The 15,892-nt window shown below is 34.7% G+C and carries 13 protein-coding genes; all 13 read left to right on the forward strand.

Features of this window, described 5'->3' with window-relative positions; genetic code table 11:
• The first annotated feature begins 4 nt into the window (after positions 1-4).
• The 13 genes from H0I41_RS03745 (at position 5) to grpE (ending at position 15,886) form a co-directional block, all read left to right on the forward strand.
• Positions 5-4,303 (forward strand): PolC-type DNA polymerase III, encoded by a 4,299-nt coding sequence (locus H0I41_RS03745; protein ID WP_135014155.1) that lies wholly within the window; start codon positions 5-7, stop codon positions 4,301-4,303.
• A gap of 107 nt (positions 4,304-4,410) precedes the next feature.
• Positions 4,411-4,887: a ribosome maturation factor RimP gene (gene rimP, locus H0I41_RS03750; protein ID WP_004897128.1), complete on the forward strand. Its 477-nt coding sequence runs from the start codon at positions 4,411-4,413 to the stop codon at positions 4,885-4,887.
• Positions 4,888-4,906: 19 nt separating this feature from the next.
• Positions 4,907-6,127 carry a transcription termination factor NusA gene (gene nusA / locus H0I41_RS03755; protein ID WP_011162237.1) on the forward strand — a complete coding sequence of 407 codons (1,221 nt, stop codon included), beginning with the start codon at positions 4,907-4,909 and terminating at the stop codon, positions 6,125-6,127.
• A 10-nt stretch (positions 6,128-6,137) separates the two neighbouring features.
• Positions 6,138-6,434 carry an RNase P modulator RnpM gene (gene rnpM / locus H0I41_RS03760; protein WP_003649028.1) on the forward strand — a complete coding sequence of 99 codons (297 nt, stop codon included), beginning with the start codon at positions 6,138-6,140 and terminating at the stop codon, positions 6,432-6,434.
• 2 nt (positions 6,435-6,436) lie between these two features.
• Complete coding sequence (locus H0I41_RS03765; RefSeq protein WP_004897130.1) at positions 6,437-6,748, forward strand: L7Ae/L30e/S12e/Gadd45 family ribosomal protein; 312 nt, start codon at positions 6,437-6,439, stop codon at positions 6,746-6,748.
• Between the two features lie 4 nt (positions 6,749-6,752).
• Positions 6,753-9,395: a translation initiation factor IF-2 gene (infB, locus tag H0I41_RS03770; RefSeq protein WP_004897131.1), complete on the forward strand. Its 2,643-nt coding sequence runs from the start codon at positions 6,753-6,755 to the stop codon at positions 9,393-9,395.
• A gap of 30 nt (positions 9,396-9,425) precedes the next feature.
• Positions 9,426-9,797 carry a ribosome-binding factor A gene (locus tag H0I41_RS03775; protein WP_004895256.1) on the forward strand — a complete coding sequence of 124 codons (372 nt, stop codon included), beginning with the start codon at positions 9,426-9,428 and terminating at the stop codon, positions 9,795-9,797.
• 45 nt (positions 9,798-9,842) lie between these two features.
• Positions 9,843-10,736, forward strand: coding sequence for a tRNA pseudouridine(55) synthase TruB (truB, locus tag H0I41_RS03780; RefSeq protein WP_011162236.1), 894 nt, complete (start codon positions 9,843-9,845; stop codon positions 10,734-10,736).
• A 12-nt stretch (positions 10,737-10,748) separates the two neighbouring features.
• Positions 10,749-11,687, forward strand: coding sequence for a riboflavin biosynthesis protein RibF (gene ribF, locus H0I41_RS03785; RefSeq protein WP_011162235.1), 939 nt, complete (start codon positions 10,749-10,751; stop codon positions 11,685-11,687).
• A 258-nt stretch (positions 11,688-11,945) separates the two neighbouring features.
• Positions 11,946-13,454, forward strand: coding sequence for a ribosomal protection-like ABC-F family protein (abc-f, locus tag H0I41_RS03790; protein ID WP_135014156.1), 1,509 nt, complete (start codon positions 11,946-11,948; stop codon positions 13,452-13,454).
• Between the two features lie 15 nt (positions 13,455-13,469).
• Positions 13,470-14,096, forward strand: a complete 627-nt coding sequence (locus H0I41_RS03795; RefSeq protein ID WP_135014157.1) for a GyrI-like domain-containing protein — start codon at positions 13,470-13,472, stop codon at positions 14,094-14,096.
• A gap of 141 nt (positions 14,097-14,237) precedes the next feature.
• Positions 14,238-15,296: a heat-inducible transcriptional repressor HrcA gene (gene hrcA / locus H0I41_RS03800; RefSeq protein ID WP_011162232.1), complete on the forward strand. Its 1,059-nt coding sequence runs from the start codon at positions 14,238-14,240 to the stop codon at positions 15,294-15,296.
• An 11-nt stretch (positions 15,297-15,307) separates the two neighbouring features.
• Positions 15,308-15,886: a nucleotide exchange factor GrpE gene (grpE, locus tag H0I41_RS03805; protein WP_135014158.1), complete on the forward strand. Its 579-nt coding sequence runs from the start codon at positions 15,308-15,310 to the stop codon at positions 15,884-15,886.
• The last annotated feature ends 6 nt before the right edge of the window (positions 15,887-15,892 follow it).

A 15,892-nucleotide genomic window follows, 5' to 3' on the forward strand; every position in this document is an offset into this window, starting at 1 on the left:
TTTTGTGACAAAAAAGAACGAACTTTTCAAAAAACTATTAGATCAAATCAAGTTTCCTGATAAGTTTGAAGATAACGATATTGTCCAAAATGGTGAAATTGAAAACGTGGATGTATACGCTAATGAAAGAAAGTGGAAAATCCACGTTTTTTTTGATACACCATTAGATTTTGAAACTTATCGCTCTCTTAATGAACTTATTCATGAGACTTTTGAACCATTTGTGAATGTTGAATTATTAGTTCAAACACGCGATGGAAGTAGTAAAAAACTACCGGCCTACTGGACTTATGCCATTCAGAATTCAACTAACCTAAAACCAGCGGTTCGGGAATTTTTACAAGGACAAGCTCCTTATTTAGAAAAAGAAAAATGGCTAATTCCCACTCAAAACCAAGTAGTAAATGGCTTGCTTTCAGAACAAGTTTTAGCAGAACTAAATAAAGAATTCAGACATTATGGTTTCTTTAATATCAAGTTTACAACGAAAGTTGATGAAACTAATATTGATGAAAATTTAAGAAGTCTAGAACAAGAGCAGGCTCAGCATGAGTCTGCTATGCAAGAATTCTATGAAAAACAACCGGCGGAACCTAAGAAAAAAATGCCTGTTAAGAGTACAAGAATGGGCAACAAAAAGGTCGATAAAAAAGCTAAATTTATTCAAATTAAAGACTTGGAAGATGGCAGTGGAAACGTAGCTATTGAAGGCCATATTTTTAATACTGATATTCATGAATTAAAATCTGGAAGTGTAATTTTTACTGGTGAGATTACTGACTATACAGATTCAATTAGCTTTAAAAAATTTGTTTCTGACAAAGATCAAATTGATTATCTAAAGGGAATTAAACCTGGCGTTTGGGCTAGAATGCAAGGTTATGCAGCTGATGATCAATATCAACATGACGTTGTTTTTAATATTCGAAACTTAGAATTAATTGAACATAAGGGTCGAGAAGAAAAGTATGAAGGAGAGAAAAAGCGTGTAGAATTGCACCTTCATACAAATATGAGTCAATTGGACGCAACTAGTACGGCGAGTGACTTTATCAAAACTGCGAAAAAATTTGGTCAAAAGGCAATTGCAATTACGGATCATGCAGATGTGCAATCTTTCCCGGAAGCTTATCATACTGGTGCAAGCGAAAAAATGAAGATTTTATATGGCTATGAGGCCAATATGATTGATGATCATGCTTTGCTTGTCCTTAATCCTACTGAAATGGATTATCGAGATCGTGAATATGTGATTTTCGACGTTGAAACAACAGGACTATCGTCTGTTTACGACACCATTATTGAAATCGGTGCGGTAAAAATGAAAAATGGTGAGGTCCTAGAAAGATTCGATGAGTTTATCAATCCCCACCATCCCTTAAGTGATACAACGATTAACTTAACATCAATTACTGATGAAATGGTTGGTGCAGCTGATGATGAAAAAGATGTAATTAAGAAATTTAAAGAATTTTATGGTGATCGTCCTCTCTGTGGACATAATGTTCAATTTGATGTTGGGTTTGTAAATGCGGCTTTACGCCGTGCAGGTCTAGAAGAAATTACGCAACCTGTTGTTGACACGCTTGAAGTTTCAAGACTTTTGCATCCTGAACAAACTCGCCACACCCTTGATTCTTTAGCTAAGAAATACAATGTTGTTCTTGAACATCATCACCGCGCTAATCAAGATGCCGAAGCTACAGGATACTTAATGTTTAAATTGCTAGATGCTTTTAATGAACGTTTTCATGAAGCAGATTTAGGCAAAATGAATGACTATGCTAAATATGGTCAAGTTTATAAGCGAGCTAAGCCAAGTCATATGAGTGTTCTTGCTTTAAATCAAGAAGGACTAAAAAATATGTACAAGCTTGTATCGCTTGCAAGTACTAAATATTTCTATCGTATTCCACGTACCCCAAAGTCGGAATTAAGAAAATATCATAAAGGTTTATTATTTGGTAGTGGGTGCTGGCAAGGCGATGTATTCATTTCAATGATGCAAAAAGGATATGATGAAGCTCGTGAAAAAGCACGTTTTTATGATTATCTTGAAGTCCAACCGCCAGCAGCTTATCAAACCTTAATTGAAGATGATCTAATTAAAGATGAAGACGAGCTGCATGAAATTATTCAAAATATTTATAAATTAGGTAAAGAATTAAATAAACCAGTCGTAGCTACCAGTGACTCGCACTATGTTGAACCGCATGAAGCAATTTATCGTAAAATTTTATTAGCGGCTCAAAAGGGAAATCCTAATCGCAATAAGAATTTACCGGATTTACATTTTTATTCAACGCAGGAAATGCTTGATGCATTTAGCTTTTTGGGTGAAGATGTAGCTAAAGAAATTGTAATTGATAATACCAATAAATTAGCCGATCAAATTGAGGAAATTGCTCCGATTAAAAGTGGACTATATCCACCTCATATTGAAAATGCGGATCAAGAAATGAAGGATTTAACCTATAATAAAGCCTACGAATTATACGGAAAACCTTTACCAAAGATTGTAGAAGATAGAATTGAACTTGAATTGAATTCTATTATTTCAAACGGATATGCAGTTATTTACTTAATTTCTCAAAGGCTTGTTGCCAAATCAAATAAAGACGGATATTTAGTAGGGTCACGTGGGTCAGTTGGTTCTAGTTTAGTAGCGACGATGTCTGGAATTACGGAAGTAAATCCTTTGGCTCCGCACTATCGTTGTCCGAATTGCAAGTATTCAAAATTCTTTGAGAATGGAGAATATGGGTCAGGATATGATTTACCTGACAAAGAGTGTTCAAAATGTGGAACTCCATTAGTTAAAGATGGGCAAGATATTCCGTTTGCTACTTTCTTAGGATTCCATGGAGACAAGGTGCCGGATATCGATTTAAACTTCTCTGGAGACTATCAACCAGTAGCTCATAACTACATTCGAGTTATGTTTGGTCCAGACAATTCATTTAGAGCGGGGACGATTGCGACTGTTGCTGATAAGACTGCTTATGGGTATGTTAAGCATTATGAAGATGAAAATGAACTACATTTAAGAAATGCTGAGCTTGATCGTCTAGCAGCCGGTGCTTCTGGAGTAAAAAGAACAACTGGACAACACCCAGCAGGTATTGTTGTAGTGCCCGATGATATGGATATTTATGACTTTACTCCAGTCCAGTATCCAGCAGATGATTTAAGTGCAGCTTGGCTTACAACTCACTTTGATTTCCATTCTATCCATGATAATATTTTAAAATTTGATATTCTGGGTCACGATGATCCTACCATGATCAGAATGCTACAGGATCTATCCGGAGTTGATCCATTAACTATTCCTCCTGATGATCCGGGAGTAATGTCTCTCTTCTCAAGTCCTGAAATTTTAGGTGTTACCCCTGAACAAATCCAATCAAAAACGGGAACACTTGGTGTACCAGAATTCGGTACAAAGTTTGTTAGAGGGATGCTTGAAGAAACAAAACCAACTACTTTCTCAGAATTATTGCAAATTTCTGGCTTATCGCACGGTACTGATGTATGGTTAGGAAATGCAGAAGACTTAATTAATAATGGGACTTGTAAGTTGAAGAATGTGATTGGTTGTCGTGATAACATCATGATGGACTTGATTCACTGGGGTGTAAAACCAGAAGTTGCTTTCTTTACAATGGAATCTGTACGACATGGTAGAGGAATTAGCGATGAAAATATGGAAATCTTGAAAAAGAACGATAAGATTCCTGATTGGTACATTCCCTCATGTCTTAAGATTAAGTATATGTTCCCTAAAGCCCATGCTACAGCCTATATCCTGATGGCACTGAGAATTGCTTGGTTTAAAGTATATTATCCAGTAATTTATTATGCTTCTTACTTCTCTGTTCGTGCTGACTTGTTTGATTTGGTAGCAATGAGTCACGGCAAGAATACAGTTAAAGCTGCAATGAAAGAAATTCAGGATAAGGGAATGGATGTTTCTGCAAAAGACAAGTCATTACTTACTGTACTTGAAATTGCAAATGAATGTTTAGAGCGTGGAATAAAGATTAAGATGGTAGATGTAAACGAATCTGAAGCCACAGACTTTAAGATTATTGATGACCATACAATCTTAGCACCATTTAATGCTGTTCCTGGGTTAGGTGACAATGCTGCAAAGCAAATTGTAGCTGCACGTGCGGAACAGAAATTTCTTTCAAAAGAAGATCTTGCCACTCGCGGCAAAGTATCACAAACAATTATGGAGTATTTTGAAAATAATGGTGTTCTTGAGGGAATGCCTGATCAGAATCAATTGTCACTATTTTAGCGGGATAATTTACAAATTGCAGTAAATATGCTATTCTAAAAACGAAGTTCGAATAGCAAATTCGAGTGAGCAGTAATGCTCACTCTTTTTATTACGGAGGAAGAGATTTGACAAAAGTTACCGAATTGGTGGCAGACGTAGTTACGCCTTTAGCCGAAGCAAGAGGCGATGAACTGGTCGATGTTGAATATGTAAAGGAAAAGAAGCAATATTATCTTCGCATTTATGTTGATCGTCGCCCAGGCGGAATTGATATTGAAGAGATCGCAAATTTAAGTGAATTGGTATCAGAAAAACTAGATGAATTAGATCCTGATCCTTTTCCCGAACCGTATATTTTAGAGCTTTCATCTCCTGGTTTAGAACGTCCAATTAAGAATGAAAAAGATTGGGAACGTGCCAAGGGATCCTACATTCATGTTAGTCTTTATCAAAAAATTGATGGTGAAAAGACTTTTGAAGGTACTTTAAAAGATCTCAATCAAGATCAGATCGTCTTAGAAGTAAAGATCAAAACACGACGCAAAGACATCACAATCCCTAGAAAGGTGATTGCTTCTAGTCGCTTTGCAGTTGAATTTTAGAAAGGATGATCAAAAACTTATGTCTAAAGAAATGGTGGAAGCCTTTGCAACCTTAGAAAAAGAAAAAGGCATTAAACAAGAAGTTATTGTTGATGCAATTAAGGCTGCTTTAGTAGCTGCATATAAGAAAAATTATAACCAAGCTCAAAATGTAGAAGTTGTTTTTGATGAAAAGAAAGGCAACTTCAAAGTTAATGCAATTAAGACTGTAGTTGATGAAGTTCAAGATAGTCGTCTCGAAGTAAGTTTGAAAGATGCTCTTGAAATTAACCGTGCTTACGAAGTTGGTGACGAAATTCGTTTTGAAGTAACTCCTAAAGACTTCGGACGTTTAGCTGCTCAAACTGCTAAGCAAGTTATTATGCAACGTTTACGCGAAGCTGAAAGAGAACATATTATTAGCGAGTACTCTCAATATAAAGATGAAATTGTTACTGGTACAGTTGAAAGACGTGACAATCGCTTCGTTTATGTGAAGATTGGAAATGTAGAGGCTGTAATGCCGCATAATGATCAACTACCAGGTGAAACTTACAATCCTCAAGATAAAGTTCGTGTCTTGGTTACTAGAGTAGGGTCTGATTCAAAGGGAGCACAAATTACAGTTTCTAGAACAGCACCTGATTTAGTAAAACGTCTTTTTGAACAAGAAGTACCAGAAGTTTACGATGGAACTGTTGAGATTGTATCCATTGCTCGTGAAGCAGGCGATAGAACCAAGATTGCAGTTAAGAGTAATGATTCTGATATTGATCCAGTCGGTACCTTAGTAGGACCAAAGGGAGCTCGTGTTCAAAACATCGTTAATGAATTGGGTGGAGAAAATATTGATGTTGTAAAATATGAAGATAATCCATCTGATTTTATTGCCAATGCTTTGAATCCAGCAGAAGTAATTGCAGTTCAATTTAGCGGGGATGAAGATGATAAGAATGCTTTGGTAATTGTACCTGATTACCAATTGTCATTGGCCATTGGTAAACGTGGTCAAAATGTACGCCTTGCTGCTCGCTTAACTGGCTATAAGATTGACATTAAACCTGAATCACAAGTTGAATTTGTTGATTCTGAAGGTGATGATGTTGAAGCAGATCAAGAGACTACAAATGATAATGTCTCAAATGAAGAAACACCAGAATCTATTGCTGAACAAATTGAAGACGAGCCAAGTGATAAGTTTCCAAATGGAGAAGACGTTAATTCAGCATTAAATGATGATGCAGATAAAGATGAGGAATAGGTGACTTTCTTTGAAGAAAAGAAAAATTCCAATGCGTAAAGACTTGTTAACAAATACTATGCAACCAAAAAAAGAATTGGTGCGAGTAGTTGTTGATAAGGATAAAAATATTTCGGTTGATCCGACTGGAAAGAAATCAGGCAGAGGTGCATATGTATCTTTAGAACCTGATAAAATTGCTGAAGCACAAAAAAATCAAGTTTTGGAAAAAAGCTTAGGGGTTAAAGTTTCAGCTGATTTTTATGATGATCTTTATGCATATGTTGATCATCAAAAAGCAAGAAAAGAATTGTTTGGTGATAAGTAATTTTGCAAAACAAACAAAAAACTTTAAATTTACTTGGATTAGCGCAAAAAGCTGGAAAGTTAGCAACGGGATTTGATGCAGTAAAAATATCTTTAAGCAAAAATCAAGCAAAATTGATTTTTATTGGGAATGATGTAAGTCAAAATACTAAAGATAAACTGAATTTCCTTATAAGAAAAAAAGATGTCAAACTAGTAGACACTTTTTCTAGTGCTGAAATAACACAGGCCCTTGGAAAAGAAAGAAAATTAGTTTCTGTTACGGATTCCGGTTTCAGCAAAGCAATGATAAAGAATTTAAACGAAGGAGTGTGATTTGATGGCTAAAAAACGTATTTATGAAGTAGCGAAAGAATTAGACATTGAAAACAAAATTGTTGTAAAAAAGGCACAAGATTTGGGTTTTGATGTAAAGAGCCACATGTCCTCCCTAGATGATAAGCAAGTTTCTAAGTTAGTAGATAGTTTGAAGTCTACTAATACTACTCCATCTACTGAAAAGGATTCTAAAAATTCAAGTCGTAAAGAAAAAGCTAAAATAAAGGTTTCTGTGGGTGCAATTCGTCGTCGTGATAATAAAAATGAACATGATAATCGTCACGGAAATAACAAGCACAGAAATAATAATTTTAAAAAACAACAAAATAATCGACGTGAGAATGAAGATAAAAAGACAACTTCTGCTAAACCAGCAGCACGTGATTTATTAAATAAATTTAAGAAAAAACAAAGAGCCGAAGCTAGTGAATTAAACGCTCAGACTGAGGCTTCCCGCCGTAAATGGCATCAAGAACAAAATCCTCAAAGATCAAAGGTTAAAAAAGTGGAAAATACTCGTAAGCCAAAAGAAGAAAAACTCGAAGGAGCTGCAGCTGTAAAAGCTCGTGTTCAAGCTTCACAAAAACCAGTTGGTCCAAAGATTATTAAACCATCGCCGGCTAGAAATAAGGCTAAGAGACCTACTGTAAAAAAGGTAGAGCCTATCGCTCCAGTTGTACCTGCTCCTCAAAAAGAAGAAACAAAGCCAACTCGTAAGAAAGACTTTACTCGTAAGAAACGTGAAGTGCCAGATTATGAACGTGAAAGAAGCGAACATTCAGATAAGGCACGTCGTCGTAGAAATAAAAAGAATAAACGTATCAACCAAAGTAAAGAAGTCAAGAAGCAACCAACTCAAAGAAAGGAACGTCCATTGCCAGAAACATTAGTTTATGAAGAAGGCATGAATGCTCAAGATTTAGGAAAACTTCTTCATAGAGAGCCTGCAGAAATTGTTAAGAAGCTATTTATGTTAGGTGTTATGACTAACCAAAACCAATCTTTAGATAAGGATACTATTGAGCTTTTAGCAGCTGAATATGGTATTGAAGCTGAAGAAAAAGTGCATGAAGATATCTCTGATATTGATACTTTATACACTAAGGAAATGGAAGAATCTAAAGCTTCTAAGCATCAAGAAAAACGTCCACCAGTTGTAACAATTATGGGTCACGTTGACCACGGTAAGACTACTTTACTTGATAGATTGCGTCACACTAACGTGTCTGAACACGAAGCCGGTGGTATTACTCAGAGAATCGGTGCTTATCAAGTAAGAATCGATGATCGTTTAATTACTTTCTTAGATACTCCAGGACATGCCGCTTTCTCAAATATGCGTGCCCGTGGTGCTGAAATTACCGATATCGTTATCTTAGTAGTTGCAGCTGATGATGGTGTAATGCCACAAACAATTGAAGCTATTGACCATGCTAAGAGTGCTGGGGTTCCGATTATTGTTGCTGTGAACAAGATTGATAAGCCAGGCGCAAATCCTGATCATGTTATGGAACAACTTATGAAATATGGTTTAGTTCCTGAAGATTGGGGTGGCGATACAATCTTTGTTAAGATCTCTGCTAAGACTGGTAAAAATGTTGAAGAGCTCTTGCAAATGATTTTACTTCAAGCTGATGTCATGGAACTTAAGGCTGATCCAGATCAAAAAGCAATTGGTACTGTAATTGAAGCTCGTCTTGATAAGGGCCGTGGTTCAGTAGCAGATATTTTAGTTCAACAAGGTACATTAAAGGTTGGAGATCCAATTGTTGTTGGTGATACATTTGGCCGTGTTCGTGTTATGACTAATGATAAGGGACGTAGAGTGAAGAAGGCTACCCCATCTACTCCTGTAGAAATTACCGGTTTAAATGATGTTCCAGAAGCAGCTGATAAATTAGTTGTCTTTGATGATGAAAAGACTGCTAGAAGCGTTGGTGAACAACGTGCTAAGAATGCCTTAGAAAAACAACGTGAAAATGTCCAACATGTTACTTTAGACAACTTGTTTGATACAATGAAGAAAGAGAACATGAAGGAAGTTGACATTGTTCTTAAGGCTGACGTTCAAGGTTCAGCAGAAGCATTGCAACAATCTCTTGAAAAGATCGAAGTTGAAGGTGTAAGAGTTAACATTATTCACTCTGGTGTTGGTGCCATTAATGAATCTGATGTTACTTTAGCTGGTGCTTCAAATGCATTTATTGTCGGTTTCAATGTTCGACCAACTAATACTGCTAAGAGTCAAGCAGATTCTGAAGGTGTAGATATTCGTCTATATAACATTATTTACAAGGTTATGGATGATGTAGAAGCTGCAATGAAGGGTATGCTTGAACCTACATACGAAGAAAAAGTTACTGGTAACTTAACTGTTCGTGAAACTTGGAAGGTATCTAAGATTGGTACAATTGCTGGTGCCTTTGTTGATAACGGATATGTTACTAGAGATTCAGGTATTCGTGTAATTCGTGATGGTATTGTTAAATATGATGGAAAAGTTGCATCTCTAAAGCGTTTCAAGGATGACGTTAAGGAAGTTAAGCAAGGATTTGATTGTGGTATCACAATTGAAAACTTTAATGACATTAAAGTTGACGATCAACTTGAGGCCTACGAGATGCAAGAGGTACCTGTTAAATAGGCATCTTTTTTCACAAAAAGGAGCTTAATTATGAAACATAGAATTGGTCGTGTAGAAGGCGAAATTTTACGTGAATTGACAAAGATATTACGTAAAGATATTCGTGATCCACGTTTAAATGATGTCACTATCACAGCTGTAGAATGTACAAATGATTTATCATATGCGACTGTTTACTACAGTATGTTGACAGATGATCCAGCAAAGGAAAAAGAAGTAGCTGAAGGACTTGATAAAGCAAAAGGTATGATGCGTCACTTGCTTGGTCAAACTTTAACTGTTTACAAGGTTCCTGAGTTGATTTTTAAACGTGATACTTCTGTTGCTTATGGTTCTAAGATTGATAAGTTAATTAATCAAGTCAAGAAGCAAGATCAAGAACGCGAGAATAAAAATAAATAAATGAAAGAGACGCCGAAAGGCGTCTTTTATTTTGGAGATTAAATAATGCTAAATGGAATTGTAGTAGTAAATAAGCCACGCGGAGTAACCAGTAGTGACTGTGTTTATAAATTACGAAAAATTTTACAAATTAGAAAAATTGGACATGCAGGTACACTGGATCCAGAAGTAAATGGGGTATTACCGATTGCAATTGGCCAAGCCACAAAGCTAATTGAATTGATGCATGAAAAACCAAAGTCATATATTGGAAGTGGAATGTTTGGTAAAGCAACCGATAGCTATGATTTAGATGGAACAACCACTGCAGAAGAAAAGATAGTTACTCCATTTACAAGTGATGAAATTATTAGTGGAATGAAAAAACTTACTGGAAAGATTGATCAAGTTCCTCCAATATATTCTGCGGTCCGTGTTAATGGTAAAAGACTTTATGAATATGCTCGAGAAAATATCCCAGTAGAACGTCCGAAAAGAAAAGTAAACATTTATAGTTATGAATTAACTCAAGATCCAGAATATGATCCACTAGAAAAAACTGAAAGTTTTAATTTTGCTATTCGCTGTTCTAAAGGAACCTATGTACGATCCCTAGTAAATGATTTGGGAGAGGAATTGGGAGTTCCAGCTGTAATGACCAGTCTTACTAGAACTAGCAGTTCAGGTTTTGATTTAAGTCAAGCGGTAGATCTAGAAACTATTGAAAAAGAAATAGATTATCCTGAAAAATGGCTTCAACCAATTGATAGCTTTTTCGTAGATTTACCCCAACTTCAAATATCACCAGATCAATTTAAAAGAGTTTCAAATGGAGCAAGCATTAAATTGAATACCACTTATGCCAAGGTAGCTTTGGTTTATAATGGACATATAAAAGCTATTTATCAACGACAAGGTAAAATTTATCGTCCTGAAATGATGCTTTTAAAAAATGAATAGTGAGAGTAAAAAATGAAAGTAATAACCTTAGATTATCCTATTTCTGCACCTATCACGACTAAAAAGGTAATCTTAACGCTAGGTTTTTTTGATGGGGTGCATATTGGACATCAAAAACTCATTAAAGATGCTAAGCTAATAGCAGAACAAAAGCACTTACCATTAATGGTAATGACTTTTGATAAACATCCTAAAGAAATTTATAAAAACGATCATAAATTTGTCTATTTAGAAACTGAGCAAGAAAAAGAGCGTAAAATGGAGAAGCTGGGAGTAGATTACTTAGTAATTATTAAATTTACTAAAGAATTTAGCCAGCTTTCGCCTCAAGATTTTGTTGATCAGGTGGTAATGAAACTCAAAGCTGATACAGTAGTCGTTGGTTTTGATTATACTTATGGCCCCAAAGATATTGCTAATGTAGAAAATCTACCTAAATTTGCTAAAGATAGATTTAAAATTGTAGTGGAGCCAAAACAAGCAATAGATAAAATAAAAGTGGGATCTACTTATATTAGAAAAGCTATTCAGCATGGAAATGTTGAACTAGCAGCTGAGTTACTTGGCCAGCCTTATGAAACTTCTGGCATTATTGTTCACGGCTTCAGACGTGGACATAAAATTGGCTTTCCAACTGCTAATCTTGAAATTTCTGGCTCTAAAGTTTTACCAGCTGAGGGAGTTTATGCAACTAGAGCAAAGGTAAATGGAAAATGGCATGATGCTATGACTAGCGTTGGCTATAATGAAACTTTCAAAACAAATCATGGTTTGACAATTGAAACTAATATTTTTGATTTTGATGAAGAAGCCTATGGTAAGCCACTAACTTTAGCCTGGTACAAGTTTATCCGTAAAAATAAAAAGTTTTCTGGTATAGAAGAACTTTCACATCAATTAGATCAGGATAAGCGTGATATTAAACAATATTTTTATAAATTGAAAAACTAATTTTAGGGTTACTTTTATATAATCTATGTGATAGAATATTTCTATCAATTGAAATTTAATATTTGAAAGAAGGTTACGCCGTTGCGTTTTTAATCTTGCAAAATAGCATAGTTGAATTTTAATAATTATTTTTCTTTTATAAGGACAACTGTGCACTTTTGACAAGATTAAACGTAGATGGGGATCTTCTTTTTTTGTTTAACTAGGAGAAAGTCTACACTTGTCAAAAGTGTAGGCTTTTTTCGTGAGGTGATTAATATGAGTAATATTAATATTTCAAATCTTTCTTTTAGATATCAAGATAGCTCAGATAATATATTTAATAATTTAAATTTAGACTTGGATAGTAGTTGGAAATTAGGTTTAGTAGGAAGAAACGGAAGGGGAAAGACAACCTTCTTGAATCTTTTACGAGGTAATTTAAGGGGAACAGGGAAGATACAAGCTAAACTTGAATTTAACTATTTTCCACTTACTGTTAATGATAAAAAACAATTAGCTTTATATGCGCTACAAGAACAGGTTTCATTTGAACAGTGGGAACTTGAACGCGAATTAAATTTAATGAAAGTTGATCCTGAACTTATTTGGCAGCCTTTTAATTCTTTAAGTGGTGGAGAACAAACTAAGATTTTGTTGGCACTATCCTTTATTAATAAAAATGGTTTTCCTTTAATCGATGAGCCAACTAATCATTTAGATGAAGATTCCAGAATGCAGGTTATAGCTTATTTACAACATTCTAATGGCTACATTGTGGTGAGTCACGATCGTGCTTTCTTAAATCAAGTAACAAATCATATCTTAGCCATTGAAAATACCGAAATTCATTTGTATCAGGGCAATTTTGCCAGTTATGAAGATACAAAGACAAAGCGAGATAAATTTAATCAAGATAAGAATGAAAAACTTCAAGGTCAAATTAGAAGTTTGAACGAAAGTAGAAAGCGAGTAAAAGGATATTCTCTTCAATCAGAAAACAATAAAAAAGCAAGCGCTCATAAAAATGAAATCCATGCATTCATTAATAAGGGATTCTTTAGTCATAAAGCAGCTAAAATAATGAAAAGATCGAAGAATCTTGAAAGAAGAATGGATAAGAGTATTCAAGATAAAAAAGGCTTAATGACAAATATTGAGTCTATTCCTGAATTAGAAATGAACTTTCATCCCAACTATCATGGAACTCTATTAGAAGCGCAGCATTTAGATCTTACAGTCCAAAATAAGAAATTGTTTGAAGATTTAAATTTAACTATTAAAAATCATGGGATTGTAGCTATAGAAGGAAAAAATGGATCTGGAAAGTCTACATTTTTGAAAAATATTTTAAAACCAGATAAAAATGTGATTTCTCAAGGAAAGCTTGATATTGTTAATGGCTTAAAGATATCATATTTACCACAAAATTTTATTGAATATTCTGGTACTTTATCTCAGTTTGCAGAAAAAGAAAAAATATCTTATGAAAATCTATTAAATATTCTTAGAAAAATGGGTTTTCCGAGAGAAAGCTTTGCCACAAAAATTGAAGAAATGAGTATGGGGCAGCAAAAAAGAGTGGCGATTGCCAAATCATTGGTAGAAGAAGCAGATATATATTTATGGGATGAGCCAGCTAATTATTTAGATGTGTTTAACCAGGATCAGTTAATTAACATGTTAAGAAAAGAACAACCGGCAATGCTATTAATTGAACATGATAAGTATTTTATTAGTCAGGTTACAGATAAACGAATAAAATTAGGAGATGTAAAAGCTAAATAATTAAAGGAGAAAAAATTGGTATTTGACTATAAAAAAGAATATAAAGATTTATATTTTCCAAAAAAGAAACCTGAATTAATAACTATTCCTGAAATGAACTATCTAGCAGTTTCAGGAAGCGGGGATCCAAATAAAGAAGATGGAACATATAAAAATGCTCTAGAAATGCTGTATAGTGTCGCTTATACCATTAAAATGAGTAAAAAAGGAGAACACAAAATCCTAGGTTATTTTGATTTTGTTGTTCCACCTCTTGAAGGTCTCTGGTGGATGAGGGATGATTCAAAAATCGACTACTCTCATAAAGAAAACTTTTCTTGGATTTCAATGATTCGTTTACCCGACTTTGTTACTCCTAAAGAGTTGGATTGGGCAGTTAAAACTGCTAGTGAAAAGAAGAAAAAAGATTTCTCGAAAGTAAAATTTTTTAAATATAACGAAGGACTATGTGTCCAGCAAATGCATATTGGTAGTTATGATGACGAATCGACGACAATTGAAAATATGCATAAATTTGTTAAGTCAGAAAATTATCAAATTGATATAAAAAATCCACGCTATCATCATGAAATATATTTAAGTGATCCGCGAAGAACTAGAGTAGATCGTGTAAGAACTGTAATCAGACTACCGATTAAATAAATTTGAGCAAGTACTAAGTACTTGCTTTTTTTGTTAAAAATCAAATTGATTTAGCACTCTACTTGAACAATTGCTAAAGTATGGTATCATATAAATTGTTAGCACAGAAGAAAGAAGAGTGCTAATGATGGGGGCGAGAAAATGTTGACTGAACGGCAAGAACTTATTTTAAAGACTATTATTATGGACTTTACTCAGACACATGAGCCAGTAGGTTCCAAGACCGTGATGAATCAACTGCCTGTCAAGGTCTCCAGTGCAACGGTTCGAAATGAAATGGCGGTTCTGGAAGAGAAAGGGCTACTTGAAAAGACACACTCTTCAAGTGGACGAATTCCTTCTACTGCTGGCTATCGATACTATTTGGATCATTTAATTAATCCAGTAAAAATACCAACGTCTGTCTATAATCAAATTGTTTACCAGTTAGACCGACCCTTTCAACAAGTTAATGAAATTGTGCAGGAAGCTGCAAAGATTTTATCTGATTTGACTAACTATACAGCTTTTGCAGCAGGACCTGAAACCCATTCGGTAAAAGTTACGGGTTTTAGAATTGTTCCTCTATCTAGTCATCAAGTGATGGCCATTTTAGTCACTGATGATGGTAATGTAAAGAATCAAATTTATACTTTGCCTCATCACACTAACGGGGAAGAAATTGAAAAAGCTGTTCGATTGATTAATGATCAATTAGTTGGAAAATCACTTAGTTCAATTAATGAAGTATTACTCAAGCGAATTGCTGATCATCTTATTGCTCGAGGATCTGCACCGGAAATATTAGATCTCTTACAAGATGTCATTAAAGATGCGGCTAGTGAGCAAATGTATGTTGATGGTCAAATTAATCTTTTGAGTAATTATGAAAACGATGATTTAACCAAGATAAAATCACTGTATAAGTTAATTGATCAAAATGATGCACTTTCAAGTTTGATTGGTTTTAATCCTGAAGATGAACTGAAAAATGATTCTAGTTCTAAGGTTCAGGTTAAATTGGGTTCAGAATTACCATCCGATTTACTTGAAAATTACAGCTTATTAACTGCACAATATAGTGTTGGTAAATATGGTAAAGGAACAATTGCACTACTAGGGCCAACAAACATGCCATACTCGCAGATGATCGGATTACTCGAGTATTTTAGGAATGAACTAGCAAAGAAATTGTTAGATTATTATGGTAGATTTAAGTAAGGAGGTTAGCTGTGAGTAAAGAAGAGTTTCCGCATGAAAAAGATTTAAAGGACGAGGTGACCCCAGATAAGGCACCAAAAAAAGATCCAAAAGCAGCTCCGAAAGAGGAAGTTAAGGAAAATCCAGTAGAGAATTATGAAAAAGAAATTGCTGAATTAACTGCTAAAAATAAGGATCTTGAAGATAAATACTTACGTAGTGAAGCTGAGATTCAAAATATGCAAGTGCGCTATGCAAAAGAACGTGCTCAGTTAATAAAATATGAATCTCAAAGCTTGGCTAAAGAAGTTTTGCCTGCAATGGATAACTTAGAGCGAGCATTAGCTGTTAAAGCCGATGATGAAGCTGCTAAGCAACTTCAAAAGGGCGTTCAGATGACTCTTGATTCATTAGTTAAATCAATGAAAGATCAAGGAATTACTGAAATTAAAGCCGAGGGCGAAACTTTTGATCCTTCTCTTCATCAAGCTGTTCAAACTGTGGCAGCAGAAAATGATGAACAAAAAGATCGCGTAGTTAAAGTTTTACAAAAAGGATATCAATATAAAGATAGAACATTAAGACCAGCGATGGTTGTAGTGGCTCAATAAGAAAGG

The sequence above is a fragment of the Lactobacillus johnsonii genome (assembly GCF_014058685.1).
GTDB lineage: Bacteria > Bacillota > Bacilli > Lactobacillales > Lactobacillaceae > Lactobacillus.

What these genes read in the sequence shown, in the direction of transcription:
- nusA (WP_011162237.1), top strand. Translation starts at nt 4,907, where the DNA reads ATGTCTAAAGAAATGGTGGAAGCCTTTGCAACCTTAGAAAAAGAAAAA.
- infB (WP_004897131.1), top strand. Translation starts at nt 6,753, where the DNA reads ATGGCTAAAAAACGTATTTATGAAGTAGCGAAAGAATTAGACATTGAA.
- H0I41_RS03775 (WP_004895256.1), top strand. Translation starts at nt 9,426, where the DNA reads ATGAAACATAGAATTGGTCGTGTAGAAGGCGAAATTTTACGTGAATTG.
- truB (WP_011162236.1), top strand. Translation starts at nt 9,843, where the DNA reads ATGCTAAATGGAATTGTAGTAGTAAATAAGCCACGCGGAGTAACCAGT.
- ribF (WP_011162235.1), top strand. Translation starts at nt 10,749, where the DNA reads ATGAAAGTAATAACCTTAGATTATCCTATTTCTGCACCTATCACGACT.
- abc-f (WP_135014156.1), top strand. Translation starts at nt 11,946, where the DNA reads ATGAGTAATATTAATATTTCAAATCTTTCTTTTAGATATCAAGATAGC.
- hrcA (WP_011162232.1), top strand. Translation starts at nt 14,238, where the DNA reads ATGTTGACTGAACGGCAAGAACTTATTTTAAAGACTATTATTATGGAC.